We start from the raw sequence: 22,541 nt of genomic DNA on the forward strand, positions 1-22,541 counted from the left end.
ATATGAGAAAGAAATCAGTAATGAGAAAAAAATTAGCGCTCCATTATGTTACGTTTGCGCTCCGTTATATGCTTAAAACTGTCGGATTTGGCGTGGTGTTCGCGTTGCTGGTGGCAAGCGGTGTATCTGCAGATGAAAAACACCATGAAGATCCGACCAAAATTGTCACCAAAGTTGGGGCGGGGTATTCAGACTCTTCGTTTGTTTCTGGTTCCATTGGTTTAGATGACGCGAGAATGCTTAATGCTCGCTATAACGAAACCGGTGAGTGGAGATTGGGTGGATCGTGGCTATTTGAGTTAGGTATCGTCAATTTTAACTTCAGCCGTACCGACTATGAGCACGAGAGTTATAGAAATAATTACAGTATAGGGACATACATACCGCTGAGTTATTTTGATATCGCACCCGCGGGTTGGATGCTTTTTCCTATGGCCGGTTATAGCTATAACGATGGGGAAATGGCGGTGCCGTCAGAAGAGGTTGAAAATGAATTTGTGCTGATGCGTAGCCAAACACATGGCGCATACTTAGGGATGTTTGGTGTTCGTCCTATTGAGGACACTGATTGGAGTGTACTGAGCTTTGCTGGTGGTTCGATAGGTTCAAACAATTATCGCAGTTACTGGGGCGGACTGGGACTCAGTTATAAGCTCAGTCGCCATACCTCGTTTAACTTCTTTGGCGTGTTAGCCGAAGACGATTATGGCACCAATAATAAACTTGCAGGGTCAGTGAGTTACGAGTTTTAGTGAGTGAAAAGAACGGCGGCTTATGACGAGTAGTCAAAGCCGCTGTTTTTTCTATTTCTACTTATTGATTTTAGTGCTTATTGAACTTTCTTTTTATTGAACTTAGTGCTTATTGGCGTTACTGCTTAATGAGTTGCAGTCCAACGGGTAGTGCGTCACCGAATACTCGTTTGGAATCGGATTCAGACAATGTTTGAACCTCAGAAACTAACGACAACCAGCTATCTGGTGCTTTACTTTGGCGAAGCTTGGTTAATACTTGTTCGCGATAGTCATCTGCGATGTCGAGCGAGCGATCGCCAGTTTTACGGCACATTAAAACACAAGCAAAACCAATCATTGACTCTTTCGACCAATCAAGCGCAAGCAATTTAGGTAACCATTGTTCAACCTGTTCTCTGGCGATTACATTGTGCTGGCTGCCATAGAGAGGCGTACGCGACCCCAAGCGACCCAATGCCCAACAGTGAGCTTGCAAGAACTGTGGTTGGTTAATTATCTTGCTTAAATACCAACTCGCTAACAACACTTTGTCATCGACATAGAGGTTTTCTAAACTAGCGGATAGGCGAACCATGGCTTCATAGCCCTTATCCTTAGCAGTTTGGAACGACTTGGCATTTTTCATGGCTCCGGGGTGGAGGTATTTCGCTATATCGCTAAGGATGACTTCTTGCTGTTCTTCATTCAGTCCACCTGAAACGCGGCGCCAAAAGACCCACCAATCACTCCAACCTTGGTTATTTTGGAATTGGATCCCTTGTTGATAAACGCCCCATAGCTGCTCCATGCGCCAAGAGTCTGTCGCGTCCCCAAAGCCGGGGCGCATACAAAACCCCGTCAGACGTAACCAGTTTTTCTCATGTTGTTCAGACCGGCGACGACGCTTACGACCAAGCGTAAAGGTATCGACTAGCGAACGAAGAGAGTGGAAGTCCCACGCTTCTTTTTTCCCCAGTTTCTTTTCTAGTTCTTTACCTAGCGTTTTGATTTCCTTGGTGTCAGCACTATTTTTATTGCCACTGTAGAGTCGAGAAACCAGCGCTTGAGAAGCTTCTAACCCCGGGTGAGCATTGACTTGCTCCTGATCGGCTTGCTTATTGCGTACTTCAAACTCAAGCTCCCATCGCTGTTGTTCATCGCTGACGTTAACACACTCAACTTTAAGCGTCCCCACTTCTGTGAGTTGGCAGGCAAGCTGAACTTCAACCCGCTGCTTTTGGTTTTCTGCAAGAGTGATATTGTCACCCTGTAACGTATTAATGTGGGGCGGAAGCGGTGAAAACTGGTCAGGGTCAATGTTGACCAAAATACCATTTTGGACTTTTTGATGCTGCCCAAAGAAATCATGGGTTGAGGTTAGCAGGTTAAACCTTACTGGCTCTCCCAAAGTCAGCGAGAATCGGCGGCCAGAAAGACGGATTTCTTGTCCTTCATCGGTGCCTTTAGCCAGCAAACACAACGCTTGTCCAGATTTGTTTTTCTCTTGTAAATGTAGGAAGTAGGAGCGGGCGCTACCGCCGCCAATTTTGAGCTGAGCGCCACGGCGTGCTTTTGCAAAGGCAACGGCGCCTAAGGCAACTGACCAATCTGGATGCGGGTTATTGAGTAGGGTAACAGGCGCGCCTTTCCAACCTTCGATAAGGTTAACAAGACGTTTGGTGATCAACGGGCTGTTGAACACACCACCATTCAATAAAATCCCGACAGGTATAGCGGGTTCACTGCCGTCGTTTAAGGCTTCTTTTGCCACCTCTTGATGCAGGTGCAAGAATTCTGAAACGTGCTTACTAACTGCAGGATCTGCAACGTAAGGTAGGCCAAATTCAACCACAGCACTGCGCTTTTTATCGGGAAGGTCGCCAAATTCAGTTGTCGGGAAAAAACCATCTAAGGCAATTTGATGCACCTCTTGCTGACTAATTGACACGCTTTTTGTGCCACCAATCAGACGTGAGCCGCTGCCGAGCATGGTGATTTTCATCTCGTCAGGCGCAGAGTCAGATAGTAAGGTTTCTTTGGCTTTACGGGTTTGTTGAATGAGCTTGGTTAAACTTGCCGCATTGAGTTTTTTACTCTGATTGAATCGTTGCTCTGCCATATGGGCGAGGGCGAGGTCAAGATTGTCTCCCCCCAGCATTAGGTGTTCGCCAACGCCAATCCTGTTAAGTTGTAGATTGTCATCCTCATCATGTTTAGCTTCAATGAGGCTTAAATCGGTGGTACCCCCACCTACGTCGCAGACTAGCATCAGTGGTATTTGTGCTAACTCTTGGGATGCGGTCTCTTTATGTCTCGAATACCAGTCGTAACAAACGGCTTGAGGCTCTTCGAGTAAGTGGACTCGTGGTAGGCCCGCACGTTTTGCCGCTTCTAAGGTGAGCTTTCGCGCAGTTTCATCGAACGAAGCAGGGACGGTGATGACGACATCTTGATCTTCTAGTTTATTGTAGTGATGACGATGGTTCCATGCTTGACGGATATGGTTGAGATAACTCGCGCTGGCAATAACGGGAGAGACCTTCTCCACATCGGGAGCACCGGCCCAAGGCAAAATATCGTCTTCGCGGTCAACGCCTTGATGTGAAAGCCAGCTCTTGGCGCTGGATACTTGGCGCCCCTCGACTTTTGCGCCTAGCTCTCGTGCCCATTCACCAATGATGACTTTAGTAAGGTCACCAGAAATGGGTGAGTGTTCCCAAGGAAGCGTTAAATCGGCATCAGATATTTGTTGTGATGCAGGATGATAGCGAAAAGATGGCAGTAGTGGTTTTCTCACTACCTCTCCGGGTCCCACAAGTTGATCAATTTCAAACAATTCTACTGGGGCGTTGGAGAGGTCATCTTGAATTTCACAAAATGCGACAACGGTATTGGTTGTACCTAAATCGATACCGACTAAATATTGAGAAGAGGCCATGATACGCTCCAATCAGGTAAGGAGAAGAGACAAACGGCACTAAAAAGTGCCGTTTGAAATAGAAGTTTATCAGAAATCAAATCTGCCTAGCTTGATACTAAACATCTTCGCGCACGTCGAATTCGACATGCCATTTCTGACCGTTATCTGATGCGATAGCTTCAAGATATAACGTTCCTAGTTCGGTAACTCGAGAAGATAGGGTAACAGGTACGACTTCGCCACTGCTTCTTCCTTCTGATACTGGCAGAGTGACTTGAATTTCAGGTAATTCTTCTAGCTCTTCTGGTTTCCAGTAATCAAGATGTAAGCCAGCATCGTCTTCACGACGTATTGTCGAACCAAAGAACTGGAAGTGAACCGGTTGTCCGATAACTAAGCCAAACTCTTGGCTTGGTACGTCGACACTGCTACCTTCTTCCATACCAAATGGAGCAACACAAAGTGCTTCCATTGGTGGTGCCATTCCTGGAATTGCAGGCATCGCACTCTCAATACCAATGTAGTAGCTGGATGCGATACCACCACGAATACGAACGCCTTGTCCACGACGAACACTGCCATAGTAGGCTGCGCCACTTGCAACAGCTAGGTCTAAGTCGAGCCCAGTTAACATTTTAGCTGAACTTGCATTAGCTGAGGTCAACCAACTGTTAATCGTACTAAAGAGACGGTCTGACAACAGAGACGACTTAAGTACACCACCATTGAATAACACGGCAGTTGGCTTAATAAACTCAGGTTCTGCTGGCATGCCAGGCATACCGGCAAATGCTTGATCCGCAGCATTGCTCTGACGACTTAAAAATGCAGCAATATGGCGCGTAACAGCGGCATCTTGTGCGTACGGCAAGCCCATTTGCGTCAAAGCGCCACGAGAGCGTTGCACTGGGTGCTCTTGAATACCCACCTGTGGGAAGAAACCATCCACTAAGGTTTGCTGCACTTCTTGTTGAGTCAGTTCGGTCTTTAACGTTGCACCAAGTAACTTAGAACCACGGCTAGGAACAACAATCGGTACCGATTGAAGCTCCCCATCGTTAAGTAGGGCTTCTTTGGCATCACGACAAGCGTGCGTCATCGCTTGAACTTGCCAAGGCTGTAACTCTTTGCCATCTTGCGCAAGCTTCATCTTAAGGCGATAAGCTAAAGCGAGATCCATATTATCACCGCCAAGCAAGATATGTTCACCGACCGCGACACGCTCTAAGTTCAAGTTACCGTCGTTTTCTGTTACCGCAACGAGTGATAAATCGGTAGTACCACCACCCACATCAACCACTAATACAATGTCGCCGACTTCAACTTCATCACGCCATGCGTCATTGCTATTATCAATCCAGCTATAAAGTGCCGCTTGTGGCTCTTCAAGAAGCGTTAAATGCATTAGACCAACATTACGAGCAGCTTCAGCGGTAAGATCGCGAGCGGCTGGGTCGAATGATGCAGGCACTGTGATCGTCACGTCCTGCTCTTCTAGCAAAGCCTCAGGGTGGGCATGGTTCCAAGTATTTTTAAGGTGCTCAAGGTATAGTTCGGTGACACGTAAAGGTGACACTTTTGTCACTTCTTCTGGGCTACCTTGTGGCAAAAAGTCTTCGCGGCGGTTCACACCACCGTGGCAAAGCCAAGATTTTGCACTGGCGACCAAACGGATCGGTGTTTTTGATCCAAGGTTACGGGCAATGGCGCCGACAAGCGCGCTTGGGTGCTCTGTCCAAGGAAGCGTTCTTGAACCATGACCGAGCTCATGCTCATGCGGTTGGTACAAGAATGAACCTAATTGGTTTAAGTTCTCAACGGTACCCGGAGAGGTTAATTGAGGAATCGCCATCACTTCAACGGAGGCATTTTCATCTTGTGCGTCAACAAATGACATGACGCAATGTGTGGTACCAAGGTCGATACCAACACTGTATTTAGCGTTGTGATCCATTATAGTTCTACCTCAGCTGGTGCGATAATAGACGCATCATAGTTTTCTGAAAGTTTAGGTAGGTTAACGTTATCTGCTTTCCAACCTTTATGAACTAGGATACCAGAGAATGGTGCTGTGCCAGTCACGTTGCCAGTTAGACGAATCGCTTGTGGATTAAAGCCTTCTTCAATTGTTAAGCGAGATTCTTCGTCTTCACTGCGAATAGGAGAAAGGACAAAGTAATCACCAATCACTTTTTTACCGCCAGAGTGAACAACACGCGCTGCTGCTCCCACTTCTTCATCAGAGAAGGACGTAAGGTCTTCTTGTAAGAAGTCGATAATGCGCGCTTCTTGCTGCATGAGAGAGAGTAACTGCATAGCAGAATCTGTTGATGCGGTAGCAAGCTTGGATTCAACTTCTACTACTTTCTCAATCACTTTTTCGACTTCTACAATTTTCTCAACCTCAACGATTTTCTCTACAGGTTTCTCAACCTCAATAATCTTTTCGATAGGTTTCTCTACCACTTTTTCAACGACTTTGCTTTTGCGAGAAACGGCAATTGCCAGTAACAAAACGCTCGATGCAGCAAGGCCTGCATGCAGCATGTCGAAGGTGGTAGGAATAACATTTAGATCGAAGGTCATAGGGGATTCTCTATGTGTCTGTCATTAGTTGCTAACTTTGGGGCGAAGTCTAGCATAATCAAGGCTCTTAGCGCGATGGTTTCGCAATAATGTCATTTGAAAGTGAGTTTGTTGGTGAAGATTGCAGCAGATAGTGGTGTTTTATTAATTTTAAGTGATCTTTGCTGATTTTTTGCACGCAAAGATTAGGTGGGACAAAAAACTGATGTAAAATCTGGTGCATAGACTGGAAATCAACGTCTGGATATGACCAGTATTTCTAGTTTTTAGTGGTATTGTTATGAAAATAACGACACTGACATCAGAAAAATCAGTTCTAAAACTGAGAACAATAATAGAGTCAGTAATGCAGTACGTCAGAATGGGCATAGGGTTAAACAAGGAAGACCGTGGTGTAAAACGGTACTCAGTCGCTGTTTTCTTCATCGGGATCGCGATTACAATTTTTATTACACACCTCGTATATAAAGGACAGCAGCAACTTTCTAAATCTAATTTCGACTTTTTAGTACAGAATCAGGCGGAGAATATAAAAGAACTCGTCATGTTAGACGTGAGTTTAATTGGCTCCGGTGCCGGCTTTTATCATGCGACTTCGCCAGATTCGTGGAACAGTTTTTCATCGTTTGCTCAGCCCATTATTGCCGGCTCAAGTAGCTTGATCGCTATGCAATGGATGAAAAAGGTTTACCCAGAACAGATTGATTCACATGTTGCTAGGGTAAAGGAGCACTTTCCGAGTTACGAAATTTATACGGTCCCGAAAGATAAACCGGTCACAATGGGCTACATTCTGGACAATGATGAACCGATTTATGTTGCCAGCGACATTTACCCGGTTAATACCGCAAATCTTCGCGCGTTAGGGTATTACTCTTCAAGAGAGCGAGTTCGTCGCGTGATTACGAATACCATCAAAACAGGCCAGCCAAGTTTATCTGATAAGATTCGGTTGTTGCAGGATGGTTTTGACCGCTCGATCCCCAAGCAAGGTATGCTAGTTTATCATCCTGTATTTGAGCCCGGACGAAAAGAACTGCGAGGGGTCGTGATTGGTGTGGTTCGCACCACCGCCTATTTCCAACAAATTGTTGCCAGAACGGCAATTGGTCAGGCGGTAGGCATTCAAGTGGTAGACATGGGATTTGATGCTGAAGATGATCCTATTATGTATCGCAATCAATCATGGGACAGTATCAATGGCGAGATAGATGCGGTTGTAATTGACTTGTATGACCGCCAATGGAGTATTCAGTTTAAGCGTGGCAGCGGCATGTCAGCGAATGATTCTTTTATCTTATTGTGCGTTGCATCTGGTGGTTTCATTATTTCGTTGTTGCTCGGATATGTCGTGCAATTGATGTTGCGTGAACAGCGACGCCTGACAAAATTAGTCAATCGTCGAACGAGAGATTTACAATACTTAGTCGAGCGAGATCCTCTCACTGAGGTCTATAACCGTAGGGCGTTTAACCGTTTAGCGGAGTACCATATCGCGTGTCATAAGCCTTTTTCCCTTGCAATCATTGATGTTGATTCATTTAAACAAATTAACGATCAATACGGTCACGTGGTAGGCGATGAAATATTGATACAAGTTGCCGTGCATATCAAAGAAAACACGTTCCCAGACGACATGTTGTTCCGCTTAGGAGGGGATGAGTTTGCGGTGATTAGCCGTTGTATTGATTACTCGCCATTGCAGCGTTATTTAGACGGTATTTGTGAAAGTGTGCGGAAATTAGAGTGGCCGGGCATCGATAATACATTTTGCTGCACCTTAAGTATTGGTGCTGCGGTTTATCGTGGTGAGTCTTTAGAGAGGCTGTTAAACCGTGCAGACGAACAGCTTTATATCAGTAAAGAACAAGGGCGAGATAAAGCCAATATTGTTTGATTCTAAACCAGTTAAACCAGGGGCTATCGAGCTTTAGGCGATTTTGCGCTACACTTCGAGCCGTTGTTTATTATAAAGCCTATATCATTATGAATTATAACCGAGTCGTTTGTTTTGACCTTGAAATGTGCTGCTGGAATGTGGACGGTGTAGGTACGACGGGTGAAATTATTGAAGTAGGGTTGGCTGAGATCGATCTTGTTACTCAGCAAGTGGTGAAGCGAGCGCAATACTACGTTAAACCAGAGAAGGACGAAGTGTCTTTGTTTTGTGCGGAACTGACCGGTATCACACCGCGTAAAGTCGAGAAACAAGGTCGACCACTCGCCTCCGTTGTTCAGTCAATGGTGAAAAACTTTGGTGGCCCGAATAAAATATATGCAGCTTGGGGACGAGATGACCATATCTTGTTTGATGAGTGTTTAGCAAAAGGCATTACTCCGCCATTTAAAGAGTTTGTTAACCTTGCTACGCTTTATCGAATGCAAAATCGCTTAAAAGAAAAGCGTATTGGGCATAAAGCGGCACAAGAAGCAAAAGGCATTGAGTGGGAGGGGCGTCAACACTCAGGTTACGTCGATGCCTATAATCTTGCAAAACTTGCGCTAACTATGTTGTAAGCTCTTCGTTGTAAGGTCTTCGTTTTACCCCACGTCTTAGGCTGCTTGGCTGCAAGCAGCTTCAGGTAACCGGAGACGGCTTACCTGAAGCTGTTTGTTGATTTACTTACTAATTATCTATTGATTTACTTATATTTATTGATCGACTTACCAGCTAATTATTTGTCTAAGACTTGAATTTTCGCGCGAATAAACTCACTGTGATCTACATAGAGCAGTTCGGCTACTTTACGAATTACCGCATCCTCTTGAGGGTCGATCACGCCATCGGCATTTGCCACTTCCCACATAGCTTTAATCAATTCAAAGCGTTTCTCCTGAGATAACTCACGCAACCCAGAAGTAAAGTCGTACAAAGAGACAGACTCTGTCACTTTCAGTTTGGCTTGTTCGATCAGCGAATCGGTTTCCTCATCGGATAACTCGAGTAGGCGACAGAGCAACGAACGCTTCGCTTGCTCTTCTTTTTCATCAACTTGGTGATCGGCACTGGATACTTCACACAGCAATGATGCGATCGCAAGGTTGGGGCTGACTGTTTGATTTTGGGATAAGTCACTGCCTTCAATAAGCTGCTTGAATATAGAGGTGATGGACGTAAACATAGCGGTTCCTCTTTTGATGCCTAATCATTAATAATCTAATCACTAATACATAGTGGCGCTTACAAAAGAACTCAAGTGTAAAGCGCCAGAGAATGGATGTTATTTCGTTTTAGAGACGACTTTTGTTTCAGAGAAAGCTTGCGCGTTAGAGGCCGTTTCAGGGAAATGAGTTTCGCTTCCGTCACCATGTACGACGGATATTTCTTTTGGTTTTCCGTCTTTATTCAGTTTTAACCGCCCGATACCGCTGCGATTAACAAGGTGATGGCAGGCTGAAGGGCTAGGGTGTCGCTTAAACACTTTTAGTCGCTTTCGCTTAGTGAACCAGTTAAGCGGTGAACGAGGCGTGTACAGCCAAGCATCAAGAGTAGCAAAGAGACTGAGTAGCGGTTCAGGAAACTCGTTTTTGATGCCACTACACGTGATCTGATAGATGTGAGAATCTGTTTCTCTGTAGCGAAGTGCGATGTCATACACAAAAGAATAGTGAACATCACCCGATAAAATGACGAAGTTTTTTGGTGTTTTTGAATGCGTGAAAATAGATAGCAAGGTGTTGGCGCTACCGGGATGCGCCATCCAGTTTTCCGCATCGATGACTAAGGGGTGACCCGCGATGGTGGCGAGTCGTTGCATGGTTTCAATAAACTTCACGCCAAACATAGGGGCGGCAGACACGACGATCACTGATTCCTGATTGAGTAATTCATGTTGGAATTCAACTAACGCTTCCCAGTCCATAAGACCTGACGGTTTATTTAGATTGGATTCTGAGCGCCATCGTCGGGTTCGAGTATCGAGTACGACGACTTTGGGGTGGCTATCGGTGGTAAAATGCCAGCGCTCATATCTAAAAAGCTGATAACTCACTTTTTCAAGGGCTTCGCAGTTAAATACTGCAGGGTTAGAGGTGTCTGTATTAAGGCTAGATTGTGTTGGATTTGGGACAAACAGTGTCGCCAATGTGTCGTGCCAGTCTGCATGATAAATTTTAGGATCGTTACCCCAAGCCTGGCAAAGCAAGTAGGCTAGCATGCCATTGCCGATAATTTGTCTAGAAAATGGGTGCTCGTAAGCGGCTTTTTCCCATCCTACCGTTAGATTCCAGTCATCGGTAATATCATGATCATCAAAAATCATGTAGGTAGGAATATGTGCTAATACACGCCTGACTTGTGGTAAACCGTCAACGAACTTCAAGAGATTGTGTTTTTCTTTTTCCCATTGACGCTGAAAGCGTTGTGACAATGGTTGTCCGTTGACCTCGAAATTGGCTTGCTCCAACCGATTAATATTGATGTGTTTCCAAAGCTCTGGTGACCAAACTAATAAGTACATAGCAATAAACTCAGAGAAGGTTATAAGGTGGTTATAACAGTCTTTGGAGCTAAAAATGGCTTTAGAAGTAGACTTGGACCAAAAAGATGACGATGGGGTATGAGGCAGTAAACCCTCTCTTCCATAGAGCTGTTTGGGGTGCAGGTAAAGCTGTTGGCTATCGGCAATGTCACCTGAGCCCGAGAAAGATTCCCCCGGCAAATCAAGCAATGTGATGACTTGATGAATGGCATCAAGCATAGGGCCAGCGACGTGGTCTGCGTAGATTTGGTCGCCATTGAGCAACAGCATATCGGGTTGCTCTTCAACTTGTCGATCGAGTTGCTCATCTATGGTTAGAAGGCTGTCGTTACTAGAGTGGTGCGGGTTTCGGCATGAGCCGTGAAGAACATGGTCTGCCTTAGTAGAGACCATGAACTCAATGTTAGCGTGTGCGGAGTAGAGCACATTGTTATCAATTACACTATTACCGATATCATCTAGATAGACATCGTAGCTAAGACTGGCATTGGGTTCGAGTTCGATAGGGATATGACACTGGATAATCCATAACTTTGAACTGACTTGATAGCTCTGTTCGTAGGAAACAGGGAAGTAGCGAGGATTTTTTTGCTTTAAGCAAATCACTAATCGTTTTGGGTTAACCGACGATGCCATCCATAATGAAAACTCATGTGGGTTAACTCGTCGTAAAATAGGACCCGCAACGAGCGGTGCAATTGGCTGTGCTTGAGTTTGATTTATCGTCATGCACAGACCTCGCTCGACGATAAATCTGTCGCGCTCGACCCTTCAAATGGCGTACTTTGGCTCTCTACCTCCATTGACTCTAACAATTCCACGAAGTCACTGCTGGAAAGCTCATGCCCCACTAGGAAAAAGCCCAATAGCGCATCGGCGGTGGCTGTGGAAGAGTCATTTTGGCCAAGGATATCTGTGATTCGTGAGCGCAATAAGTCAATTTCATGATCAACAAATCCGCGACCTTCGATTCCCTCTTCGCCTTCATCGGGCGCGTTATCGAATTCAAGGAATAAAAGGTCGTTGTCGAGTTCAGTGTGAATAAGTCGTTCAGGGAGCCACTTTTCACCAGTAACAACATGGCATTCTTTATCATCAGGCAAAGAATCGAGAACTTTTTTTAAATTTGATACTTTCACGATTAGTCTAAATAGTGGAAACTATGCCTCCGATAACCTGTGGTGATTAATTAGCCGTTAAGCTACTCACAATTTCGTGACATATAAATTCAATAAAACTAATAATATAACAACTCTTCTTCTATGCGGTAGCGGTTGTTAGTATATTTGACATTTCGTTTGCCAAGCTTGGTGACGTGAATGCAGTTTGTTCAAGCGTAACCTACTCTATAGCACTAAATATTGCACAAAAATTGATAATCCGGTTGGAGACACAGTAAGACATGATAAAGAAAAATCTCGCGTTGGGACTTGTTACTATTTTAGGTAGCACCACAGTAGCAAACGCAGCGCAAGAGGCAGAGTGGGGCATCGCAGCAGTTTGGCGTACAGCCAACATTCCGTTTGCGACACAAAGCCAAGACTCAACAGTCAGCACGTTCATTCCAATGATGTACTTTAAGAATGATTATGTCTTTCTCGATGGTATGACAGCGGGAGCGCATCTTTATAAAGCAGACGACAACCAATTCGAAGTGAACGCGATCTCACGATTACGCTTTATAGATATCCCTGCAGGTGAGCAAAATGCTGCTCGTGGCGATACTCTCGATTATGGTTTGCAACTACGTTATAACATCGATGACACGTGGCACCTTGATACCGAACTTATGACCGATTATGACTATAACAAACATGCGAATCTAAGATTGCAAGGTACGCTTGATTATGGTGATCTTGAACTTAAGCCGAATGTGACACTGCGTTATAAAGACTCTGGCTTTAATACTGAATACTACGGTTCATACAATGGCCAAAGCCAAGATATCAACGGCGCTTTCGATTATGCAATGGGTGTTGATGCTAAGTATCACTTGGTTTCAAACCTTTATATGCTTGGTGCAACGAATATTCGTATGCTGGATAACTCGGCTTATCATTCCGATGTGATTAAAGAGCGCTTTGAAGGCGAGGTGTATTTAGGATTCGGTTTCTTTAACGAGAAGAAAAAATCGACTTCTAAAGCTAAACAGCATAGTCGTGATATCAGTACTAAACCGTATGTACGTGTCGCTCATGGTTATGCGTCGCCATCGGACATGGGGGACATTCTGACATTTAATGGGAAACGTGACCCGTATAACAACCAAGTGACGTCGGTTTTTTATGGGCACCCGCTGACAGATGAGTTGTTTGGTTTGCCTCTTGATATCTATTTTAGCCCGGGTTATGCCCATCATTGGAGCTCGGAAGTACAAGATACGGGTAACGAATTTGTGGCACTAATTAAGGCTTACTATACATTCAACTGGCCTGTAAAAATGCGACTTGGTGTGGGTAATGGTGTGTCATATATCGACAATATTACCTATATTGAACAGCAAGAAATGGACAACAAAGAAAAGACGGCAAGCCACGTGATGAACTACATTGACATCTCTTATGACGTCAACATCGGCTCTATCTTTAGAAAACCCGAATGGGAAAGCTTGTGGCTAGGTTACTCGTTGCATCACCGCAGTGCGATCTTTGAAGCATCATCGCAGTTCGGCCGAATCAAAGGCGGCAGCAACTATAGTACCGTTTATCTTCAGTACGATTTCTAACCTTTTGCTATTGCAGTCGCGAGTTTGTGTTAAAACATGTGGCCTCTAAGCTTATAAGCCTCGCGAAAGCGGGGCTTTTTATTACGTCTGAGTTAACGCAAACACCGAGCTGTGCTACAATCCCGCCAGTTTGTAAATCGAAAATTGAACTAGGAAATGTTTTGACTTCCTCTCTCTCTGAAAACAATAACAACAACCCAACGGCCAAAGCAAATAACGCGCATTCACTAAAAAAAGCATTGAATGAGTGCATGATTCGCGACCGTTTTCGTCTCCATAAGCGCATTTCTGGCGCGGGTCGCATTAAAAATGAACAATCAAAAGCGGCGGTTTTCGACGAAATAGCGATGGATATTGCTAAGTCTATGATGCAGGCGCAACAGCGCGGTACCCATAAAGCGACCATTAATTACCCTGAGTTGTTACCAGTCAGCCAAAAGAAAGACGATATCGCTAAAGCAATCCTAGAGAATCAAGTGGTGATTGTTGCAGGTGAAACGGGCTCAGGGAAAACCACGCAGTTACCAAAAATCTGTTCTGAATTAGGCCGAGGCAAGTTTGGACTTATTGGCCATACTCAGCCACGTCGACTCGCTGCACGTTCGGTTGCCAACCGTATTGCGGAAGAAATGGAATCGCCACTTGGTGAGTTTGTCGGCTATAAAGTTCGATTTAACGACCAAATCTCGGATAGTACCCAAATTAAGTTAATGACGGACGGTATCTTACTGGCTGAGATTCAACATGACCGTTACTTAAATCAGTATGACACCATCATCATCGATGAAGCTCACGAACGTAGCCTTAACATCGACTTTATTTTGGGCTACTTGCGAGAGTTACTGCCAAAGCGCCCAGATTTAAAAATCATCATTACCTCAGCCACGATCGACCCAGAGCGTTTTTCAAAGCATTTTAACGATGCCCCAATTATTGAAGTGTCGGGTAGAACCTATCCGGTGGATACCCGTTATCGTCCATTACGTGGAGAAGATGATGCTGACCGCGACCAGCTAGAAGGCATCTTTGAAGCGGTTGATGAATTGTGTGATGAAGGGTTAGGCGACATTCTTATCTTTATGAATGGCGAGCGCGAAATTCGTGACACTGCGGATGCGCTGAACAAAAGAAACCTACGAGATACTGAAATTGTGCCTTTGTACGCGCGATTATCTTCGGGTGAGCAAAACAAGATTTTCCAGTCTCATACTGGTCGCCGTATTGTACTTGCGACTAACGTAGCTGAAACGTCGCTTACCGTTCCTGGAATTCGTTATGTTATCGATCCGGGAACCGCGAGAATTAGCCGCTATAGTTACCGTACTAAAGTACAGCGACTGCCAATCGAGGACATTTCTCAAGCGAGCGCTAATCAGCGAAAAGGTCGTTGTGGACGTGTGGCTGAAGGTATTTGTATTCGCCTTTATTCAGAAGAAGATTTTGAATCTCGCGCTGAGTTTACCGATCCAGAGATATTACGAACGAATCTAGCGTCTGTTATTTTGCAAATGACCGCATTAGGGCTTGGCGATATCGATGCTTTCCCGTTCGTTGAAGTACCTGATAAGCGTAATGTTCAAGACGGTATACGCTTGCTCGAAGAGTTAGGGGCAATTAACGACAAAGCGAAAGATCCTCGTAAGCGACTTACGTCAATTGGACGTAAACTCGCCAAGCTACCTATCGATCCTCGACTAGGGCGGATGGTGCTTGAAGCACCAAGACTCGGTTGTTTAAAAGAAATTATGGTGATTGCATCGGCTTTGTCGATTCAAGATCCCCGCGAAAGACCGAGTGATAAGCAGCAGTCATCGGATGATAAGCATCGCCGATTCTTTGATAAAGAATCTGACTTTATGGCGTTTGTGAATCTGTGGGATTACATTCAAACCAAACAGAAAGAGCTATCGGGCAACCAATTTAGACGTCATTGTAAGACTGACTTTCTTAATTATTTGCGTGTTCGTGAATGGCAAGATGTCTATTTCCAAATCCATCAAGCCATGCGCGAAATGGATGCTAAGTTAAACCAGGAGCCGGCAAACGAGCAGTCCGTTCATATGGCTTTGCTTGTGGGATTGCTGTCTCACATCGGTGTAAAAGACCAAGAGAAAAACGAGTACCAAGGCGCCCGTAATGCTCGTTTTCATATTTTCCCGGGCTCTGGTTTGTTTAAGAAGCAGCCGAAGTGGATCATGTCGGCAGAATTGGTTGAAACCTCTAAGCTGTGGGGGCGAATTATCGCCAAAATCCAGCCAGAGTGGATTGAACCGTTAGCCAAGCACTTGGTGAAAACCAGCTATAGCGAACCCCATTGGTCGAAGAAACAAGCTGCGGTCATGGCGCATGAGAAAGTGATGTTATATGGCATTCCTATCGTACCAAAACGCTTGGTTAACTATAGCCAGATTGACCCTGTGGTCAGCCGAGAAATTTTCATTCGCAGCGCTTTAGTAGAAGGAGAGTGGGAGACAAAACACGCTTTCTTTAAACAAAACCGTAAGCTGCTGCAAGAAGTAGAAGAGCTCGAACACAAATCTCGTCGTCGCGATATCTTGGTTGATGATGATGAATTGTTTGATTTTTACGACCAGCGTGTTGATACCGATGTTGTATCCGGAAAGCATTTTGACACGTGGTGGAAAAAAGTCAGTAAGACGAATAAAGATCTACTGAACTTTGAAAAAGAGCAGCTGTTTAAAGGGGATGCTAGTCACGTTACGGAGTTGGATTATCCGAACTTTTGGCATCAAGGTGACTTTAAGCTCAAGCTCAGCTATCAGTTTGAACCGGGTGAAGACAACGATGGTGTGACAGTACACATCCCACTACCGATATTAAACCAAATCGATAGTGAAGGGTTTGACTGGCAAATTCCTGGGTTACGACATGAACTGATTGTAAGTTTAATTAAGTCATTACCAAAAACGGTAAGAAAAAACTTTGTTCCAGCACCTAACTACGCCGATGCTTTTTTAGCACGTACCAAGGTTATGGAAGCACCGCTGTTGGATTCGCTAGAGAAAGAGCTGCGCCGAATGACGGGCGTTGAAATTCTTCGTGAACAGTGGAACCTTACCCAACTAACGGATCATCTAAAAATCACCTTCAGAGCTGTTGATCACCGCAATCGCAAGCTTAAAGAAAATCGCGATTTGTTTGAATTGAAAGAAAGCCTAAAAGACAAAGTACAAGCAACATTGTCAAAAGTGGCCGATGATGATATTGAACAACAAGGTCTCCACACATGGAGCTTTGGCGAGTTACCTAAAGTGTATTCGCAAAAACGTGGTGGCTTTGATGTCAAGGCTTATCCTGCGCTGGTGGATAAGAAAGACAGTGTCGAGATTAAACTGTTCGAGACAGAAGCAGAGCAAGAGCTTGTGATGAAAGAAGGGCAACGTCGATTGGTGTTGCTTAATGTTCCTTCACCCATTAAATACTTACATACCAATTTGCCTAATAAGTCAAAGTTGGGCTTGTATTTCAACCCATATGGCAAAGTCTTAGATTTGATTGATGACTGCATATCCTGTGGTATTGATAAGTTGATTGAAGAGCAGGGCGGTCTGGTTTGGGATTCAGAAAAATTTGATGCGCTGAAAGAGCACGTTCGCGCTGAGTTAGATGAAACCGTGGTGGATATCGCCCAGCAAGTAGAGACGATTCTAACCACGGCGTTTAACTTGAACAAAAAGTTAAAAGGGCGTGTGGATTTGTCGATGGCGTTTGCGTTATCTGATATCAAAGCACAGATTGAAGGGCTGATATTTAAAGGCTTTGCTACCGAGTGTGGTTGGAAGCGATTACCTGATATCTTGCGGTATTTACGTGCAATTGAACGTCGAATGGAGAAACTTCCCATTGATCCAAACCGAGACAGAATGCACATGCTCAAAGTGGAATCGGTCACCCAAGATTACAAAGAGTTACTGAATAAAATTCCAAAGGGCATGAAAATACCCGAAAATGTCAAAGAAGTTCGTTGGATGATTGAAGAACTAAGAGTCAGTTTCTTTGCTCAACAACTTGGAACACCTTATCCGGTCTCCGATAAGCGAGTTCGTAATGCCATTGACGCATGTTAGTCACAGAAAACGTGAATAGTTAGACAAATAACAGCTCAATACCATGGAATTCAAGAAGTTTTACCAAAATTTGAAACGAAGGGATTCCTCTTAAGATATGGTATGTGATATATAAAGCTCCGCGGTGGCTTTTATTGGATTCACCGCTATTTCATAAACAAGAAGGTTTACAATGAAAAAGACACTTTTAGCGCTTGCGCTTGTTGGTGCATCGACGTCGGCATTTGCTGACGCGTGGTTATACGGTGGTGTTTCTGCAGGTCGTGCTGACTACAATAACAACAGCGACACACCAATGGGTTTCCATGTTGGTACAGGTATTCTACCAATTATTGGTATTGAAGCGGGTTACTGGAAGCACGGTAATTTCGATATCAATGACCAAAACAAAGGCAATGGTTATGCAGAGCTAGGCTCTTGGTATGCAGCGCTTAAACCAAGTATTGATATTGGTCCGGTTCAGCTGTACGCAAAAGGTGGTCTGCACTATTACAACGCGGATTATAAAAACGGTCTAAGCAACCAAAGCAGCGACAACGGTACTGACTTTATGTACGGTGTTGGTGCAGAGTACTTTGTGACAGACATGCTTTCTGTGGGCGCGAGCTGGCAGCGTTTCAATGGTGTAAAAACCATTGCAAACAGTAAAGACTTAGATAGTTTTACTATCAACGCAACGCTTCACATCTTCTAAGATAGTGTGATAGACGTATGAATCTTAAAAAAGCGACCGAAGGTCGCTTTTTTAATGTCTGTGAATAGGTTTTAGCTCGACGTTATCTACGATTCGTCGTCGAGTGTTGTCACCTCAGAATCCTTGTCATTTTCTAATATTTTTTCACCAACAATGACAACCTCACCTGTTTCTTCATCAAGATATGCGCCAATTGGTTGTGGTGCTTCGTACAGATACTCGTAACAAACGCGCGCCTCCACTACTCCAGAGTTTTTATTTCCTTCGGTCGCAATCGCGCCATCTCGGTTCTGTTCAAGCCATTCATTGGCGGCCGCTCGTAGTGGCTCTTCGGCGGTATAAGAAAAGAGTCCTTCGTTGTTATAGCACACCAGAATTTGATGTTTTTCTTTGTTACGGTTTGGTGCTACTAAATATTGGCTACCGTCTGATGAATTAAAATAGACATCGTTGGAAGTGACGTCGTAGTTGATCATTTGAGAAACTTCTTTCGCCATATTGTACACAGAGCAGCCAGATAAAGAGGCGGTAAAGAGGGTGGCTAGCAGTAATTTATTCATTCATATGTTCTCTATAGGAGACCATCCGTGTCTTGGTAAGTCCTTGCTTTAAATTGATAACATGAATGGTATATCAGGTTGCTTTTCTAGAGATGTTTAAAGGGATTAGCAATGAGTGCAAACAAGGGGTAAGGGAAGGCTATTGCATAAGGGGGAGTTAAGGCTCAAACGGTGTGAGCCTTAACAAAGAAAGGATGAGATAGGTTAGAACTTGTAGCCAACAGTTAGTGAAAGTTGGTCAGTGTTCAAATTATTTACGTTATAGAAGTCATAGCGTAAATCGGTATACAAACCCATATCGATGTTCGCTCGTACGCCAAACCCACCCATCAATGATGTTTCTTTATTTGAAAATGTTTTACCATTGCTACGAGTTTGTGTTTCATTGGCACGAATGAGACCGACTGCACCATAGGGTTTGATCGCCCAACCGTCTAGCGTAAACATGTAACCTAGGTCGGTATCTATTTTGTAATTACTTCCATCAATTTCAAGATTGCCTGTTTTTCCATTATTGTTCTGGTATGAAGCGTTGATGCCCACAATACGGTTAATGTCATAGCCATATTCGAGCTTGATACCATCACCCCAATCAAGGCCGCTGTTATCAATAACGAGGTCTGTGTTTGAATAACCAAGCCCGACACGATGACCTGATACGTCAGTGCTGTTAGAAGCAAAGGCCGGTGCAGCGGCGGAAAAGGCGAAGATCGTTGGAAGAATAAATTTGCTAAATGTCATAGTATTAGAACCTTAGTGGTTGTAGCGTCCGTTCTAATTTGTCCATGATGATGATTAGTTGTGTCTTCAAATGACGACATGTCACTTGATACGAATAATGTGAATAGTTGAGCGTGATTAGCTCTCAGAGTCGTTTTTATTTTGTGACGTTGTATTTTTAGAATCGTTTTCTGCGAGTTGCGCTTCTAGCTCTTTGATGCGAATCTCGGCTTCAAGTTCTGCGACGCGTTTTTCTGCATCACTGCGATGGTCTTGTGAAACGCCATCTGCCAGTATTTGTGTGTCGTTTGTTGAGCGAGAGTCATCAAGGTCTTTCATTGAACCTGCAACCCCACCCGCAACACCGCCAGCTACTGCGCCTTTAGCCGCTAGACCTGCGTCACCCGTTAACGCTCCCATGGTTGCTCCGAGTAAGACCCCACCAGCTGCGCCGCGATTACGTGCTGCATTTTCATTGTCTGAATCAAAGGCGGGTGAAGCGCATCCTGCAAGTACCATTAATGTTGTTGCCACCATAGCGGCTTTGGCGTGCTTAATAGTAAAGGTCATATTGAATCTCACTCTGCGTTGTTGGGACGAGGTAAATATTACGAGATGATTCAGTCTGTGAGAATTGATTAGTTGTTATAGGTCTGATAACCAAATGGAATCACCCTAAGAATACCCATCTATTATGGTGGCCAAAATATTTCAGTCTTCTCGAGGCGCATAAGACAGAAAAAAATTACCACTTCGGTGTTTCAAATTCGCTTAAGAGAAAGTCTAGAAAAAGGCGAATTCGCTTGGGTTGATATTGTCGGCTGACATAGACGACATTTAAATCGCTACTGGATGCAGAATTTGACGCGGTGAAGTTAACTCGATAGTCATTTAAAACCACCTGTAATTTATCGCTATTAATGTCCTGTTGAACATCTAACAGGGACTTTAGTGCGATGCCATAACCGTCTAATGCCCAGCGACGTATCACTTCACCATCATCAGAAAAACGACGGGGTTGAACTGCGACTGACTGCTGTGTATCACCTTGGCGAAAGTGCCATCGAGTTAGTTCTTCATGGCTTCGTAACATGGCGAGACAGTGATGGTTAGTGAGTTCCGCCGGGATAGTGGGTGCGCCATGCTTGCGTAAGTACTCTGGGGATGCACAAAGAACACGTTGACTTGATGCAAGCCGTCGGGAGATGAGGTTACTGTCGGCCAGCTCGCCATAACGAATGACAATATCAATACCAGACTCCGTGATATTGGTGAGTGTATCATTGAGATATAAATGAGGGATGACATTTGGGTACTGTTGGCAAAATGATGTGAGTATTGGCAGGATAGCTTGTCGTCCAATATCGCTTGGGGCGGCTATTTTAAGGGTTCCTTTTACCTCATTTAATCCACTTTGAAGCAAGCTTTCCGCTTCATTTACATTATTAATAATCTCTAAACTCGACTGATAATAGAGTGCACCGGAATCGGTTAATGATAGATGTCGTGTACTTCGGTTGAGTAACTTAACTCCGTATCTTTGCTCTAAGGCTTTCAATCGCGAGGTAACTGTAGCGGGAGACAGACCCAACTCACGCCCCGCAGCGGCTAACCCTTTGTGTTTGACTATGCTAACGAACATTGTCATATCTGCAAACTTATCCATAGTGACTCCCACTTACTGCCAATTGAACGCGCTATTAGGCTTATTATTATTTAGATTAACCAAATAATGAATTCAAAATTTGGGTAATTATCAAATTAAATGAAACCTATAGACTAGAGGAAATCAATTATTACCTAATTGGAGTCGTGGTATCACGTGCTCCAAAGCGATAAAGAGAGTGTAAGTATGAATAACAACAAGATGCCCATGCAAGTATGGATATTGACGCTTGCTGCGTTTGCCATTGGTACTGCAGAGTTTGTGATAGCTGGTATTTTGCCGCAAATCGCCACGTCATTGTCGATCACTGAAGGGCAGGCCGGCTATTTGATTAGTGCTTATGCGTTAGCGATTGTATTTGGAGGGCCTATACTGACGATATATTTGGCTCGATTTAATAAAAAGGTGGTTCTCGCCAGTTTAATGGTGCTGTTTATCTTAGGTAACCTAATGTCTGCCTTTGCGGTTAATTACCAAGTTCTTATGTGGAGCCGAGTGATTACAGGGTTAGTGCAAGGCCCTTTTTATGGCATTGGTACCGTTGTGGCGACCAGTTTAGTGTCTGAAAAATTAGCAGGTCGTGCTGTGGGGCAGATGTTTGCAGGCCTTACGTTAGCTAACGTGCTCGGGGTACCAGGGGGAACGTGGATTGGTTTGGAGTTTGGTTGGCATGTCACATTCCTAGTGGTCGCCGGTTTTGGACTTGTCGCAATGACGTTCATTTTGTCCGGCATTAAATCAACTGGGCATGGAGAGACTAAAAGTAGCGCAATGCAATTGAAAGCCTTTAAAAATCCAATGTTGTTAATGAGCTTGGCAATTACCGTGTTTGCTTGGTCGGGTTTTATGACGTTATATGGCTATATCGCACCGATAGCCATGCACGTGACTGGGTTTAGTGAAGACGCTGTAACATGGATCTTGGTTGTCGTTGGGGTGGGTCTGATTGTTGGTAATACGCTAGGTGGCCGTTCATCTGATCATAATTTGCAAAAGGCATCGATTTTTTGGGTTATGGCAATGATAGCTTCGTTAGTTTTAGTTGGGCTTGCTGTTAATAATCAGTGGCTATTTGTGGCAGCGGCTTTCGTATTCGGTGTTGCCTCTTTTGCCAATGTACCCGCCATGCAATTACGTGTCATGAATCATGGTGGTGATGGTCAAGAGTTAGCGGCGACGGCTAATATATCGGCGTTTAATTTAGCGAATGCTTTTGGTGGTGTGTTAGGCGGTGTCGTCATAGATAGCCAAGTGGGTGCAGGCATGATCCCTTTTGCTGCTATTGTGGTTCCGGTCATCGGATTGGGATTGATTCTATTTGCAAATCAACGAGAAAGTCATTTTGCCGAAGCGTCGCGAGCTTAAGG

Annotated in this window: 17 protein-coding genes; 7 read left to right on the forward strand and 10 right to left on the reverse strand. The window is 44.4% G+C overall.

Annotation, left to right across the window (positions count from 1 at the left end; translation table 11 throughout):
* Nucleotides 1-68: 68 nt before the first annotated feature.
* The gene (locus L4D05_RS19780) at nt 69-752 is read left to right on the forward strand and encodes a ShlB/FhaC/HecB family protein (RefSeq protein WP_428795061.1); all 684 of its coding nucleotides are present in this window, start codon (nt 69-71) and stop codon (nt 750-752) included.
* A 118-nt stretch (nt 753-870) separates the two neighbouring features.
* On the opposite strand, the gene L4D05_RS19785 is transcribed toward L4D05_RS19780, so the two are convergent.
* From L4D05_RS19785 to L4D05_RS19795, 3 genes are all read right to left on the reverse strand, one after another.
* The gene (locus tag L4D05_RS19785) at nt 871-3,672 is read right to left on the reverse strand and encodes an Hsp70 family protein (RefSeq protein WP_428795038.1); all 2,802 of its coding nucleotides are present in this window, start codon (nt 3,670-3,672) and stop codon (nt 871-873) included.
* Nucleotides 3,673-3,769: 97 nt separating this feature from the next.
* The gene (locus L4D05_RS19790; protein ID WP_428795039.1) at nt 3,770-5,608 is read right to left on the reverse strand and encodes an Hsp70 family protein; all 1,839 of its coding nucleotides are present in this window, start codon (nt 5,606-5,608) and stop codon (nt 3,770-3,772) included.
* On the reverse strand, nt 5,608-6,240 hold the full coding sequence (locus L4D05_RS19795) for a DUF2760 domain-containing protein (RefSeq protein WP_428795040.1): 633 nt from the start codon (nt 6,238-6,240) through the stop codon (nt 5,608-5,610). The genes L4D05_RS19790 and L4D05_RS19795 overlap by 1 nt, the downstream gene beginning before the upstream one ends.
* 346 nt (nt 6,241-6,586) lie before the next feature.
* Here L4D05_RS19795 and L4D05_RS19800 point away from each other — a divergent pair, with 346 nt between their 5' ends.
* Together L4D05_RS19800 and L4D05_RS19805 are read left to right on the forward strand one after the other, a co-directional pair.
* On the forward strand, nt 6,587-8,137 hold the full coding sequence (locus tag L4D05_RS19800; protein ID WP_428795041.1) for a sensor domain-containing diguanylate cyclase: 1,551 nt from the start codon (nt 6,587-6,589) through the stop codon (nt 8,135-8,137).
* A gap of 89 nt (nt 8,138-8,226) precedes the next feature.
* Nucleotides 8,227-8,757 (forward strand): 3'-5' exonuclease, encoded by a 531-nt coding sequence (locus tag L4D05_RS19805; RefSeq protein WP_428752499.1) that lies wholly within the window; start codon nt 8,227-8,229, stop codon nt 8,755-8,757.
* A gap of 158 nt (nt 8,758-8,915) precedes the next feature.
* Here L4D05_RS19805 and L4D05_RS19810 read toward each other — a convergent pair whose 3' ends face one another.
* From L4D05_RS19810 to L4D05_RS19820, 3 genes are all read right to left on the reverse strand, one after another.
* On the reverse strand, nt 8,916-9,362 hold the full coding sequence (locus L4D05_RS19810; RefSeq protein ID WP_428752498.1) for a tellurite resistance TerB family protein: 447 nt from the start codon (nt 9,360-9,362) through the stop codon (nt 8,916-8,918).
* A 99-nt stretch (nt 9,363-9,461) separates the two neighbouring features.
* Nucleotides 9,462-11,450, reverse strand: coding sequence for a metallophosphoesterase family protein (locus L4D05_RS19815; protein ID WP_428795042.1), 1,989 nt, complete (start codon nt 11,448-11,450; stop codon nt 9,462-9,464).
* The gene (locus L4D05_RS19820; protein ID WP_428795043.1) at nt 11,447-11,860 is read right to left on the reverse strand and encodes a VC1380 family protein; all 414 of its coding nucleotides are present in this window, start codon (nt 11,858-11,860) and stop codon (nt 11,447-11,449) included. The genes L4D05_RS19815 and L4D05_RS19820 overlap by 4 nt, the downstream gene beginning before the upstream one ends.
* A 263-nt stretch (nt 11,861-12,123) precedes the next feature.
* Here L4D05_RS19820 and L4D05_RS19825 point away from each other — a divergent pair, with 263 nt between their 5' ends.
* The 3 genes from L4D05_RS19825 (at nt 12,124) to L4D05_RS19835 (ending at nt 18,228) form a co-directional block, all read left to right on the forward strand.
* On the forward strand, nt 12,124-13,446 hold the full coding sequence (locus tag L4D05_RS19825; protein WP_428795044.1) for a MipA/OmpV family protein: 1,323 nt from the start codon (nt 12,124-12,126) through the stop codon (nt 13,444-13,446).
* Nucleotides 13,447-13,607: 161 nt separating this feature from the next.
* Nucleotides 13,608-17,534: an ATP-dependent RNA helicase HrpA gene (gene hrpA / locus L4D05_RS19830; protein WP_428795045.1), complete on the forward strand. Its 3,927-nt coding sequence runs from the start codon at nt 13,608-13,610 to the stop codon at nt 17,532-17,534.
* A 172-nt stretch (nt 17,535-17,706) separates the two neighbouring features.
* Complete coding sequence (locus tag L4D05_RS19835) at nt 17,707-18,228, forward strand: porin family protein (RefSeq protein ID WP_265677110.1); 522 nt, start codon at nt 17,707-17,709, stop codon at nt 18,226-18,228.
* A gap of 86 nt (nt 18,229-18,314) precedes the next feature.
* Here the strand turns inward: L4D05_RS19835 and L4D05_RS19840 are convergent, their stop codons facing one another.
* The 4 genes from L4D05_RS19840 to L4D05_RS19855 all read right to left on the reverse strand — a co-directional run bounded on the left by L4D05_RS19840 (nt 18,315) and on the right by L4D05_RS19855 (nt 21,174).
* On the reverse strand, nt 18,315-18,788 hold the full coding sequence (locus L4D05_RS19840; RefSeq protein WP_428752494.1) for a hypothetical protein: 474 nt from the start codon (nt 18,786-18,788) through the stop codon (nt 18,315-18,317).
* A 204-nt stretch (nt 18,789-18,992) separates the two neighbouring features.
* On the reverse strand, nt 18,993-19,529 hold the full coding sequence (locus L4D05_RS19845) for a porin family protein (RefSeq protein ID WP_428752493.1): 537 nt from the start codon (nt 19,527-19,529) through the stop codon (nt 18,993-18,995).
* Nucleotides 19,530-19,646: 117 nt separating this feature from the next.
* The gene (locus L4D05_RS19850) at nt 19,647-20,078 is read right to left on the reverse strand and encodes a YMGG-like glycine zipper-containing protein (protein WP_428752492.1); all 432 of its coding nucleotides are present in this window, start codon (nt 20,076-20,078) and stop codon (nt 19,647-19,649) included.
* A 175-nt stretch (nt 20,079-20,253) separates the two neighbouring features.
* Complete coding sequence (locus L4D05_RS19855) at nt 20,254-21,174, reverse strand: LysR family transcriptional regulator (protein WP_428795046.1); 921 nt, start codon at nt 21,172-21,174, stop codon at nt 20,254-20,256.
* Nucleotides 21,175-21,360: 186 nt separating this feature from the next.
* Between L4D05_RS19855 and L4D05_RS19860 the strand changes: the two genes are divergently transcribed.
* The gene (locus L4D05_RS19860) at nt 21,361-22,539 is read left to right on the forward strand and encodes an MFS transporter (protein WP_428795047.1); all 1,179 of its coding nucleotides are present in this window, start codon (nt 21,361-21,363) and stop codon (nt 22,537-22,539) included.
* Nucleotides 22,540-22,541 lie beyond the last annotated feature (2 nt).

Origin of the sequence: Vibrio nomapromontoriensis, assembly GCF_050337205.1 — a bacterium.
Taxonomy (GTDB): domain Bacteria; phylum Pseudomonadota; class Gammaproteobacteria; order Enterobacterales; family Vibrionaceae; genus Vibrio; species Vibrio nomapromontoriensis.

Bases quoted from the DNA above. Each gene is read 5' to 3' on its own strand.
- L4D05_RS19780 (WP_428795061.1), top strand. From the start codon at position 69: ATGCTTAAAACTGTCGGATTTGGCGTGGTGTTCGCGTTGCTGGTGGCA.
- L4D05_RS19785 (WP_428795038.1), bottom strand. From the start codon at position 3,672: ATGGCCTCTTCTCAATATTTAGTCGGTATCGATTTAGGTACAACCAAT.
- L4D05_RS19790 (WP_428795039.1), bottom strand. From the start codon at position 5,608: ATGGATCACAACGCTAAATACAGTGTTGGTATCGACCTTGGTACCACA.
- L4D05_RS19795 (WP_428795040.1), bottom strand. From the start codon at position 6,240: ATGACCTTCGATCTAAATGTTATTCCTACCACCTTCGACATGCTGCAT.
- L4D05_RS19800 (WP_428795041.1), top strand. From the start codon at position 6,587: ATGCAGTACGTCAGAATGGGCATAGGGTTAAACAAGGAAGACCGTGGT.
- L4D05_RS19805 (WP_428752499.1), top strand. From the start codon at position 8,227: ATGAATTATAACCGAGTCGTTTGTTTTGACCTTGAAATGTGCTGCTGG.
- L4D05_RS19810 (WP_428752498.1), bottom strand. From the start codon at position 9,362: ATGTTTACGTCCATCACCTCTATATTCAAGCAGCTTATTGAAGGCAGT.
- L4D05_RS19815 (WP_428795042.1), bottom strand. From the start codon at position 11,450: ATGACGATAAATCAAACTCAAGCACAGCCAATTGCACCGCTCGTTGCG.
- L4D05_RS19825 (WP_428795044.1), top strand. From the start codon at position 12,124: ATGATAAAGAAAAATCTCGCGTTGGGACTTGTTACTATTTTAGGTAGC.
- L4D05_RS19835 (WP_265677110.1), top strand. From the start codon at position 17,707: ATGAAAAAGACACTTTTAGCGCTTGCGCTTGTTGGTGCATCGACGTCG.
- L4D05_RS19840 (WP_428752494.1), bottom strand. From the start codon at position 18,788: ATGAATAAATTACTGCTAGCCACCCTCTTTACCGCCTCTTTATCTGGC.
- L4D05_RS19845 (WP_428752493.1), bottom strand. From the start codon at position 19,529: ATGACATTTAGCAAATTTATTCTTCCAACGATCTTCGCCTTTTCCGCC.
- L4D05_RS19850 (WP_428752492.1), bottom strand. From the start codon at position 20,078: ATGACCTTTACTATTAAGCACGCCAAAGCCGCTATGGTGGCAACAACA.
- L4D05_RS19855 (WP_428795046.1), bottom strand. From the start codon at position 21,174: ATGGATAAGTTTGCAGATATGACAATGTTCGTTAGCATAGTCAAACAC.
- L4D05_RS19860 (WP_428795047.1), top strand. From the start codon at position 21,361: ATGAATAACAACAAGATGCCCATGCAAGTATGGATATTGACGCTTGCT.